Below are 9,650 nucleotides of genomic sequence, written 5' to 3'. Positions count from 1 at the left end.
GAAGACCTCGGTCAGCTCACCGGACGCGCAGCCGTCCCGCCACTCCTCGATGCTGATCGGCCGCTCCTCCGCGGCCAGGCCGAGGTCGGCGGCCATGGCCAGCAGCGAGTCGCGGGTGATGCCCGGCAGCAGGGTGCCGGTCAGCGGCGGGGTGACCAGGCGGTCGCCGAAGACGAAGAACAGGTTCATCCCGCCCATCTCCTCGACGTACCGGTGCTCGTGGGCGTCCAGCCAGACGACCTGGTCGCAGCCGTGCTCGACGGCCTGCCGCTGGGCGACGAACGCGGCCGCGTAGTTGCCGCCGCACTTGGCGAAGCCGGTGCCGCCGGGGGCGGCCCGGGTGTAGTCCTGGGAGAGCCACACGGTGACCGGCTTGACGCCGCCGGCGAAGTAGGCGCCGGCCGGCGAGGCGATCACCAGGTAGCGGAAGGTCCGCGACGGGTAGTTCACCCCGAGCCCGGTCTGCGTGGCGATCATGAAGGGGCGCAGGTAGAGGCTGTGTCCCTCGGTGGTGGGCACCCACTCGCGGTCGGTGCGCACCAGCAGTTCCAGCGACTCGACGAAGGTCTCCTCGGGCAGCTCCGGCATCGCCATCCGCACCGCCGAGCGGTTGAACCGCGCCGCGTTGGCGTACGGGCGGAAGCAGGCGATGGTGCCGCCCGCCTGGCGGTAGGCCTTGAGCCCTTCGAACAGTTCCTGGGCGTAGTGCAGCACCGCGGTGGCGGGGTCGAGGGACAGCGGGCCGTAGGGGGCGAGCCGGGCGTCGTGCCAGCCGCGGCCCTCCGTCCAGTCGATCGAGATCATGTGATCGGTGAACGTCTGCCCGAACCCGGGGTCCGCCAGTACCCGCTCGCGCTCGGCCGCGGTGCGAGCGTTGCCGGAGAGCTGCACGTCGAAGCTGAGCTGGTGAGCGGTGGTCATGTCTTGATCCTTCTCATCTCTGTGGATCGCGCCTGCATCCATTGTGCGACGGACCGGGTAACGGGAAACTACTGCATCATCTGGACAAATGGGAGTATGGCCAGGTGGTGACCGCCGGGGCGGCCCGCGCGCCCCGCCACCGGTCCGGAAGACGCGAAAACGCGCACGGCGGCCCGGTAACGGGGCCACCATGCGCGTCTGGTCGGCGTCGGGGGCGGCCCCTAGCCGGTTACTCGTTCGGTGATGTCGTGGCCGATCTCGCGGGTGCCGCGGCCCGCCCCGGCCGTGCGCCGCTCGACCAGGTCGTCGGCCACCGCCTGCTCGATCCGGGCCGCCTCCTTCGGCAGGCCGAGGTGGTCGAGCATCATCGCGACCGACAGGATCGTGGCCGTCGGGTCCGCCTTGCCCTGACCGGCGATGTCCGGCGCGCTGCCGTGCACCGGCTCGAACATGCTCGGCGCCCACGACTGCGAGCCCGGCCGGGCCGGGTTGACGTTGCCGCTGGCCGCCAGGCCGATGCCGCCGGCGATGGCGGCGCCGAGGTCGGTGAGGATGTCACCGAACAGGTTGTCGGTCACCACCACGTCGAACCGCCGCGGCTGGGTCACGAAGAACATCGAGGCCGCGTCGACGTGGCAGTAGTCCGTGGTGACCTCTGGGTACTCGGCGGACACCCGGTCGACGATCCGGGCCCACAGGTCGCCCGCGTAGGTGAGGACGTTGGTCTTGTGGACCAGCGTGAGCTTCTTGCGCGGCCGGGCCGCCGCCCGGTCGAAGGCGTAGCGCACCACGCGCTCCACCCCGAAGGCGGTGTTGAGGCTCTCCTGGGTGGCGATCTCCTGCGGGGTGCCGCGGCGCATCACGCCGCCCGCCCCGGCGTACGGGCCCTCGGTGCCCTCGCGGACGACGATCATGTCGACGTCCTCGGGGCGGGCCTCGCCGAGCGGGGTGGCCACGCCGGGGAACAGTTTCACCGGGCGCAGGTTGACGTAGTGGTCGAGCTCGAAGCGCAGCCGCAGCAGCAGCTCGCGCTCCAGCACGCCGGGGGGCACGCTCGGGTCGCCCACCGCGCCGAGCAGGATCGCGTCGTACTCGCGCAACTCGGCGAGCGTCGCGTCCGGCAGGGTCTCGCCGGTGCGGTGGTAGCGCGCGGCGCCGAGGTCGTAGGTGGTGCTCTCGACCTTGAGCCCGACGGCGTCCAGCACCTTGAGCCCTTCGGCGACCACCTCGGAGCCGATGCCGTCTCCGGGGATGACCGCCAGTCGGATGTCGTGGGAATCCCGCATGGTCGTACCCTACCGGCCCGTCTCGTTGGTCGAACACCACATCTCAACCGGCGGACGCCGGTTTCCGGGCCCGAAGGCGGCCGGCGCCACGGCCGCCTCCGGCCGGCCCCGGGCGCGGGACACCGTCATCGCCGCGCGCCGGTCACCCCGGCCGGGCGGATCAGCGGCCGGCCGGCACGCCGCCGTTGTCGCGCAGGTCCAGCGCCGCCTGGACGGCGTTCGGCGCCTCGTCGTCGTGGTCGTGCTCGCGTGGGCGGTCCCAGGAGTACATGTCGTACATGGCAATGTCTCGCTAACTGGAGGCGGGCGCGCACGGCGCCCGGAAAGGACGGGAGCCGGCCCCGGCCGGCGATCGGCCCGGGCCGCCGACCCGGCGCACCGGATCGGAACGGGGACTCACGGCCGACGAACGCCGAACGCCGCGGCGGGTCGTCGGCCTGCCCTGATCAGGCCCCGCCGCGGCAGGTGATAAGTACGAACACCCGGCGCGTCATCACCGTCCACGCTACCCGCCGGTAGTGGACTTGTCTTGTAGGACGACCTACTATCTCGCCATGTGAGACGTCCTGATGTGGCCGCCGGAACGGCGAAGGCCCGCCGCCCCGGGTGGGACGGCGGGCCTCACGTCGGACGCGGGCGCCCGATCAGTCGGCGAGATCGACCGTGCGGCCGCCCTCGGCGCCGATCTCCTGGACGATCTGATCGATCACCTCGGCCGGGATCGCCGAGTCGACGGTGAGCGCGATCATGGCGCGCCCGCCCTTGGCGTCCCGTGCCACCTGCATGGAGGCGATGTTGACCTCGCGCTCGCCGAGGATGCGGCCGACGATGCCGACGATGCCCGGCCGGTCGGCGTAGGTGAGGAAGGCCAGATGGTCGGTCGGCTCGATCTCCATCTGGAAGCCGTTCACCTCGACGATCTTGGTGAGCTGGCGCGGGCCGGACAGCGTGCCGGACACCGACACCGTGCGGCCGTCGGCCAGCACGCCGCGCACGGTGACCACGTTGCGCCAGTCCGGGCTCTCCTCGCTGGTGACCAGCTCGACGGTGACCCCGCGGTCCTTGGCGAGCAGCGGGGCGTTCACGTAGGTGACCGAATCCTCCACCACGTCGGTGAACACGCCCTTGAGCGCGGCCAGCTCCAGCACCCGCACGTCCCGGGCCGCGATCTCGCCGCGGACCTCGACCTCCAGCCGGGTGGCCACCTCGCCGGCGATCGCGGTGAAGACGCGGCCGAGCTTCTCGGCCAGCGGCAGCCCGGGCTTGACGTCCTCGGCGACCGCGCCGCCCTGGACGTTCACCGCGTCCGGCACGAACTCGCCGGCCAGCGCCAGCTTGACGCTGCGCGCCACCTGGGTGCCGGCCTTCTCCTGGGCCTCGTGGGTGGAGGCGCCCAGGTGCGGGGTCACCACGACGTTGTCCAGCTCGAACAGCGGGCTGTCGGTGCAGGGCTCCTTGGCGAACACGTCGATGCCGGCACCGGCGACCCGCCCCTCCTTCAGCGCGGAGTACAGGGCGTTCTCGTCCACGATGCCGCCGCGGGCGACGTTGACGATGCGCACCGACGGCTTGACCGCGTGCAGCTCCCGCTCGCCGATCAGCCCGATGGTCTCCTTGGACTTCGGCAGGTGCACCGTGATGAAGTCGGCCTGCTTGAGGACCTCCTCCAGGGTGACCAGGCGGACGCCCATCTGCGCGGCGCGGGCCGGCTGGAGGTAAGGGTCGTAGGCGATGATGTCGACGCCGAACGGCGCCAGCCGCTGCGCGACGAGCTGGCCGATGCGGCCGAGCCCGAGGATGCCGACGACCTTGGCGTCCAGCTCGACACCGGTGTACTTGGAGCGCTTCCACTCGCCGGCCTTGAGCGCGGAGTGCCCCTGCGCCACGTTGCGGGCACTGGCCAGGATCAGCGCCACGGTGTGCTCGGCGGCGCTGGTGATGTTGGAGGTCGGCGCGTTGACGACCATCACGCCGGCCTTGGTCGCCGCCGCCACGTCCACGTTGTCCAGGCCGACGCCGGCCCGGGCGACGACGCGCAGGCGGGGGGCGTGGGACAGCGCCTCGGCGTCCACCTGGGTGGCGCTGCGCACGATCAGGGCGTCCACCTCGGCGAGAGCGGGCAGGAGCTGCGCGCGGTCGGCGCCGTCGGTGTGACGGACCTCGAAGTCCGCTCCGAGCACGGCGAGACCGGCTTCGGAGAGCTCCTCTGCGACCAGGACGACGGGCTTGTTCACGGGTGGGCCCTTCGGGAAGTGCGGATGCACGGACGAACCCCGAGTCTATCCGTGCTTGTGAAACCACTCACGAGCGTCCGCCATTCGAGATGCGCTCGCCTACCCAGGTAACCTCGGTTCTACGCCCAAACCGCCATCTCGGTATTGATCACAATATTTCTTGACGATTAGGCTGATAAGCTGTGTCCGACTACCTATGGTTTGTCGTATGAGCATCGGGAACCCCGCTCTCGGAGATGTGCTCGCCCAGCACGGCAGCCCGCACCGGCTCCTGGCGGCACTGGCCGAGTGGGGAATCCTGGTGGCCGTGCGGCCGGATCGCTCCGTCGTGCTCGGCACGACGCAGGCCGGTGAACGTGTACTCCTCGGGTACACCAGCCCGACCACCTACGCACGGCACCGCGGCAATCACTCGTTGTCGGCGTGCGACGCCGACACCATCCTCGACATCCAGCGCGTCACCGGTGTGCGGGAGATCGTCATCGACGCGGCGGGACCGGCGGCGGCCGCCGTCCCGATCGAGGACCTCCAGCGCCATCTGCTCTCGACCCGCAGCGGCCGCCAGGCCCCGGCGATGTCGAGTTCGATCCCCTCGGCGTACGCCACCGGGGCGATGGCGACCGTCACCCGGAGCACCGCCGCCCACCAGGGCTCCCCGCCCCTCGGGCGGAACGAGACCCTGACCGCGCCGGTGCCGCACGGCGGGTCCGCCGACGCCCCGGCGCTGCCGTGGATCCCGGCACCGCGCCCGCACCTGTCCGGGCCGATGCAGCAGGTGGACCCGGGCTACCGCCGGTGCACCCACCCGATCATGCCGGCCCTGCGGGTGGCGATCGCCGAACTGCTCCGGGACTTCCCGCTGGTGCATCACGTGTGGATCTCCGAAGCCCGGACGGTGTCCGGCTCCTCGGGGATCATGCTGCACGTCAAGGTGCACATGCGGGCGGCCGAGGACGTCGTGCGCGACCTGCACCGCATGGTGCGGGCCCGGCTGCCGCAGCTCGCCGCGAGCGAGGCGCCGGTGCTGATGGCCCGGGTGGCGGACGCCAACACCGAGCGCCGCATGATCGAACTCGGCGCGCACGTCGTGTGCGCCGACGTCCGAGACTGCTGATCCCGACGACCGCGAGGGTCGCCGGCCGCCCTGACCTGGGCGGCCGGTGACCGCCGCGGCGCATCGCGTCCGGGAAAGGGTGGCGGGTCAAGCGCTTGGTGGGCTGTAATGGGCGCCATGGTCACCCCCCAGGCCACCACCCACACCCCCGTACCCACCCGGGTGCGTCTCGGGTACGGCGTCGGCTCGTTCTGCACCGCGTCGTTCAGCACCATCCCCGGGCTGCTGCTGCTGTTCTACCTGACCGACATCCTCGCGGTGCCCGCGTGGCTGGCCGGGGTAGTGGTCTTCGCCCCCAAGGTCTGGGACCTGGTGATCAACCCGCTGGTCGGCCAGTGGTCGGACCGCACCGTCTCCCGCTGGGGTCCGCGCCGGCCGTGGCTGCTGGCCGGCGCCGCCGTGCTGCCGCTCGCCTTCGCCCTCACCTTCGCCGGGCCGCCGCTGCGCGGCGCGGCCGCCGCCGGCTACGTCGGCCTGTTCTTCCTGATCGCCGCCACCGGCTACGCGCTCTACGAGGTCCCCTACAAGGCGATGCCCGCCGAGATGACCGGCGACTACCACGAGCGCACCTCGCTGCTCCAGTGGCGCATGATCTTCATCTCGCTGGCCATCGCGCTCAGCGGCATCATCGCCCCGACGATCGCGCAGAAGTCGCTCGCGGGCTACCGGTCGATGGGCATGATCTTCGCCGCCATCCTGCTGGTGGCCATGCTCGCCTCCTTCTTCGGCACCGCGCGCGCCCCGATGACCGGCAGCACCGAGCCGGAGGCGAGCCTGCGCGACCAGCTCGCCGCCGCCCGGGGCAGCCGCCCCTTCATCTGGCTGCTCGGCCTGTCCAGCGCGCAGAACCTGGCGGCGGGCGTGCTGCTCGCCGGCGCCCCCTACTTCGCCGCCTACACGCTCGGCGACTCCGACCTCACCAGCACCCTGTTCGCCGCGCTGGTCGGGCCGATGCTGGTCACCATGCCGCTGTGGGTGTGGCTGGCCCGCCGGATGGACAAGCGCGGCGCGATGCTGCTGGCCGGCTCGCTGTTCATGGTCGGCGCGGCGCTGGTGGCGCTCACCCCGCTGCTCGGCGCGGGGTACGCGCACGCGGCGACCGTGGTGATCGGCGTCGGGTACGCCGGGCTGCAACTGCTGCAGTTCTCCATGCTCGCCGACGTCATCGCGCACGACTCCACCGCCAGCGGGAAGCGGCGGGGCGGGGTGTTCACCGGCCTGTGGACGGCGGTGGAGAACGCGGTCACCGCCCTCGGCGCCCTGGTCGTCGGCGGGGTGCTCGGCGCCGCCGGATTCATCTCCTCCGACCCCGACAACCCGGTCGTCCAGCCGGACAGCGCGCTGACGGCGATCATCGTGGCGATGACCGCCGTCCCGGCCGTCATCATCGGGGCCGGCATCTGGATGACCGTCCGCTACGACCTCACCGCCGACCGGATGGCGACCCCGGCGACCACCCCCGAGCCCGACCCCCGGCCCGCGCCCTGACCCCGTTCGGGCGCCGGCCCTGAGGCCGCCGGCGCCATGGCGGGGGCGCCACCGGCTCAGGGCCCCACTGTGGACACCGCCTCGGACCCCACTGTGGACACCGCAGAGCCGGCCACCGGGCCGGGGCCGCGCGGCCCGGGAACCCTGGCCGTCAGCCCATCCGGCGGGCAGGGGTGATCCGGGTCCGGACGAACGCCGCGGCCACCAGCCCGGCCACCAGCGGCAGCAGCAGCACCAGGCCGGCCGTGTAACCGATCGCCGACCACGGGATCGCTCCCCACCCGCCCAGCTCCCTGAACAGCGTGGCCTGCTCGATCAGCCGGCCGACCAGCGCCGCCCCGATCACCAGGCCGCACAGCGCGCCGAGGACGACGCCGGTACCAGTGATGAACGCGGCCTGTGCTCCGGTCACCAGCCTTCGCATCCGGGGCGGCGCGCCGACCGCCCCCATGGTGGCCACGTCCGGCCGGGCGTCCACGGCGGCCAGCCCGGTGGCGGCGAAGGTGCCGCCCAGGGCCAGCAGCGCGGCCGCCGCGCCGAAGGCCAGCAGGAGCATCGAGTAGGGCGACCGGTAGCCGCGCTCCACCGTCACGCTGATCCACGTTTCACCGTCCTCCAGCAGGCGCACCAGCCGCTGCTCTTCGTCCGGCGTCACCCGGTGGCGAGCCGGGTCGACGACCAGCCGTTCCAGGTCCGGCTTCACCCCCAGCTCACCGGCCAGGCCGGTCGAGAACATCACCGCCTCCAGGCCGGGCACCCGCGGCACCGCCGCCGTCGCGGGCACGGATCGAAGCGGTACCGGTCCGCCACGCCGCTCCTGGTACAGCGTCACCGTGCCGTCCCGGATCATCTCGGGGGTGAACACCACGGCCCGGCCGGCCGCCAGCGCGGCGACCGCGGCGGGATCGTCCCGGCCGAGGAGATAGCGCAGCAGGTCGGGACCGCCGAACACCGGGAACGCACCCCCGTCTCCGGTGCACATCGCGGACGACCTGCACAAGTCGATGTCCGACGCGACATGGACGTCGGTGGTCCGATACGCGGCCACCAGCGGAACCTCCGGCAGCACGCGCCGCACCGCCTCCATCAGCCGACGACGCGCCTGCGGCTCCACGTCACCGCCCCTGATGGCCAGCGCGCCGGGGACCTCGCCTGGGCGGTACATGTGCGCCGATACGGCGTCCGAGACGCTCATCCCGACGAGCAGGGTCACGAAGGTCGCGGTTACCGCGGCCACCGCGGCGACGGCGGGGGCGGTGCGGCTGCGGTTGCGTGCGGCGTCCCGGCCGGCGAAGCGGAGCGCCAGCGGCAGCCGGGCGGTGCGGTCGGCGGCCGCCTGGACCACCCAGGGGGTGAGCAGCACGAGCCCGACCATGGCGGCCAGCGCCCCGCCGGCCATCAGCACGCCGCTGATCCCCGCGCGGCTGAAGGTGAAGGTGGCGGCCAGTCCGGCGATCAGCAGCGCCAGGCCGAGCAGTGGCCGGCCGCGCCGGGGGCGGGGTTCGCCGCGCAGTCCGGTGAGCGCGCGGACGGTGTCCAGCCGGGCGGCCCGGCGGGCGGGCATCGCGGCGGCGAGCACCGCGCTCAGCAGGCCGAGCACCGCCACGACGGCCACCTGGCCGACCGGCACGTCGTAAGGGCCGGCCCCTTCCCCGCGGACGGACTCCACCACCGGGATCACCGCCCAGGCGGCGGCGAGGCCGGCCGCCACCCCGGCGACGGTGGCCAGGCCGCCGAGCAGCAGCCCGTCGGCCAGCACCACCAGGCCGAGCTGGCGTCCGGAGGCGCCCTGCGCGGCGAGCAGCGCCAGCTCCCGCTGCCGCCGCCGCACGCCCACCGCGAAGGCCGGCCCGGCCAGCAGCGCCACCTCCAGCAACAACATCGTCACCAGCAGCGCCAGCACGGCGACATCGGCGGCGCGTCGCGGGCCGGCGCTGACGGGGAAGATGGAGAAACGCGATCGTCCGTACTTCTCGGCGATGACGGCGCGGGACCGGACGACCACGCCTTCGGCGTTCAGCCGCCGGACCTGCGCGCGGGTCACCGGCACCGGCGTGTCGGCGAGCCACTCCTCGTAGTCTCCGGCGGGCAGCCCTTCAGGCAGGGTGACCGCGATCGGCCGGTCCAGACCGCCCGGGGCCGCCGCCACGCCCACCACCCGGTAAGAGGTGGGCCATCCGGAGAGGGAGAGCGTGGCACCGATACCGACTCCGTGCCGGACCAGCCACGGAGATACGACCGCCTCGCCGGTGGTCGCGGGCGGCCGACCGTCCTGGAGCCGGTAGATGCCATGGGCCAGCGGGTCGCGCAGATCCAGCCCGATCAGGCCGATCGGGCTCAGCCAGCGCGGGTCGTGAAAGGACCGGTCCGGAACCCGGCGGAGGACGGCCCGGCTGCCCGGCGGCAGCAGGGCGACGACGTCCGCCGTGGTCCACGGCCGGTCACCATGTGGCGAGTCGCCCTTCCTGGTCTTCTCGAGCCCCAGGTCGTTCTGCCGGACGATCACCTCCCCGGGGGGCACCGGGTGCAGCGCGGCGTCGGCGGTGCCGAGATGGCGCGGGATCTGCTCCGCCTGGGTGAGGTCGAAGGTGGCGCCCGCGGTGGCGA

General features: G+C 73.0%; 6 protein-coding genes. 2 read left to right on the top strand and 4 right to left on the bottom strand.

Features of this window, described 5'->3' with window-relative positions:
* The 3 genes from Sru01_RS07335 to serA all read right to left on the bottom strand — a co-directional run.
* Positions 1-921 (bottom strand): branched-chain amino acid aminotransferase (locus tag Sru01_RS07335; protein WP_203983122.1); only part of this gene is annotated, 921 nt, incomplete at its 3' end.
* A gap of 221 nt (positions 922-1,142) precedes the next feature.
* Positions 1,143-2,207, bottom strand: a complete 1,065-nt coding sequence (locus tag Sru01_RS07330) for a 3-isopropylmalate dehydrogenase (RefSeq protein WP_203983121.1) — start codon at positions 2,205-2,207, stop codon at positions 1,143-1,145.
* A gap of 644 nt (positions 2,208-2,851) precedes the next feature.
* A complete protein-coding gene (serA, locus tag Sru01_RS07325) occupies positions 2,852-4,441 on the bottom strand; it encodes a phosphoglycerate dehydrogenase (RefSeq protein ID WP_203983120.1) in 1,590 nt (529 codons plus the stop codon).
* 208 nt (positions 4,442-4,649) lie between these two features.
* Here serA and Sru01_RS07320 point away from each other — a divergent pair, with 208 nt between their 5' ends.
* The gene (locus Sru01_RS07320; protein WP_203983119.1) at positions 4,650-5,555 is read left to right on the top strand and encodes a hypothetical protein; all 906 of its coding nucleotides are present in this window, start codon (positions 4,650-4,652) and stop codon (positions 5,553-5,555) included.
* A 117-nt stretch (positions 5,556-5,672) separates the two neighbouring features.
* The gene (locus tag Sru01_RS07315) at positions 5,673-7,043 is read left to right on the top strand and encodes an MFS transporter (RefSeq protein ID WP_203983118.1); all 1,371 of its coding nucleotides are present in this window, start codon (positions 5,673-5,675) and stop codon (positions 7,041-7,043) included.
* Positions 7,044-7,194: 151 nt separating this feature from the next.
* On the opposite strand, the gene Sru01_RS07310 is transcribed toward Sru01_RS07315, so the two are convergent.
* On the bottom strand, positions 7,195-9,650 hold a 2,456-nt coding region (locus Sru01_RS07310), incomplete at its 5' end, for an FtsX-like permease family protein (RefSeq protein ID WP_203983117.1).

The sequence above is a fragment of the Sphaerisporangium rufum genome (genome assembly GCF_016863395.1).
GTDB lineage: Bacteria > Actinomycetota > Actinomycetes > Streptosporangiales > Streptosporangiaceae > Sphaerisporangium > Sphaerisporangium rufum.
The sequence above is the reverse complement of the archived record's forward strand: the minus strand, read 5'-3'. Positions and strand labels throughout refer to the sequence as shown.

Excerpts from the sequence above, each read along its gene's own strand:
- Sru01_RS07315 (WP_203983118.1), top strand. The coding sequence starts at position 5,673 with ATGGTCACCCCCCAGGCCACCACCCACACCCCCGTACCCACCCGGGTG.
- Sru01_RS07320 (WP_203983119.1), top strand. The coding sequence starts at position 4,650 with ATGAGCATCGGGAACCCCGCTCTCGGAGATGTGCTCGCCCAGCACGGC.
- Sru01_RS07330 (WP_203983121.1), bottom strand. The coding sequence starts at position 2,207 with ATGCGGGATTCCCACGACATCCGACTGGCGGTCATCCCCGGAGACGGC.